We start from the raw sequence: 917 nt of genomic DNA, 5'->3' as shown, positions 1-917 counted from the left end.
GTACCGCACTGGCTGCCCACGGCGGAGCAGGGCGTGCGGACCTTGCCGTGCGGGCGCTGGTGGGACGCCGTCCGCGTGCCCGACTACCGCGCACGGCATGTCCTCACCCGCCTCGCCTACTCGTCGGCCGTCATCCACGACCAGGCCGCGAGCCTCTACACATGGCTCGTGCCCACAGGGACCGCCGGCGGATGGGACGCCGTCGCACTCGGCGTCATCGTGCCCGCACTCGGGGACGTCATCCCGGTCCCACCCGCCCAGTGGCAGCAAGGCCCTGGCACCAAGTGGCTCGTGCCGCCCGGGCCGACATGCCTCACGGACCCCGACCGCCTCCGGCAGGCCCTGAAGCGGACCCCGCTCGGAGGCGGTGGCTGTGCCTGACCAGATCCAGTGGCCGAAGGGAACGCCGTTCCACCTGACCGTCCCCGCCGGCGAGATGGGCATGTGCCGTACCTGCAAGACGCTGGTACACCTCCCCACCCACCAGTGCCCCCAGCGGCCGGAACCGATGGAGACCGACGAGTGAAGCCGCGCGGAGCCCGGGAGCCCGTCACCGCAGTGTGGGTCCCAAGAGAAGTGGACACCTCGACAATCCGCCGTGGCGACAGACTCCTGATCGGCGGCCACATCTACACCGTGGAGAACATGACCACCCTGCCGCAGAGCGGAAAGTGCCTCGTATTCAGCACCGGAGAGACATTCACCATGCAGGCAACCACCGTACTGTGGACAGAACGCCAACAACCCCAACCCACCATCGCCACCCGACCACACCGCACCTCATAGATGGCACCTGCCCCACCTGCGGCCACGCTGCGCGTGGCCGCAGCACGCCCCGCATGCGCAGGGACCACCCACTGCTTGTCGCCAGCTACCACGGTGGCCCGGGACCATCCCCGCGTGCGCGGGGACCACCC

2 protein-coding genes are annotated in these 917 nt (G+C 69.9%); both read left to right on the top strand.

The window, feature by feature from the left end; all coding sequences use genetic code 11:
- Positions 1 to 381, top strand: a 381-nt coding sequence (locus tag ACSNOC_RS27800) for a hypothetical protein (protein WP_436750339.1), incomplete at its 5' end; no start/stop codon positions are given.
- Entirely contained in the window at positions 374 to 526 is a 153-nt protein-coding gene (locus ACSNOC_RS27795) for a hypothetical protein (RefSeq protein WP_436750338.1), read from the top strand. The genes ACSNOC_RS27800 and ACSNOC_RS27795, both read left to right, overlap by 8 nt.
- The last annotated feature ends 391 nt before the right edge of the window (positions 527 to 917 follow it).

The organism is Streptomyces sp. URMC 129 (assembly GCF_051386415.1).
GTDB lineage: Bacteria > Actinomycetota > Actinomycetes > Streptomycetales > Streptomycetaceae > Streptomyces.
This window is presented reverse-complemented; position numbering and strand designations above follow the sequence as displayed.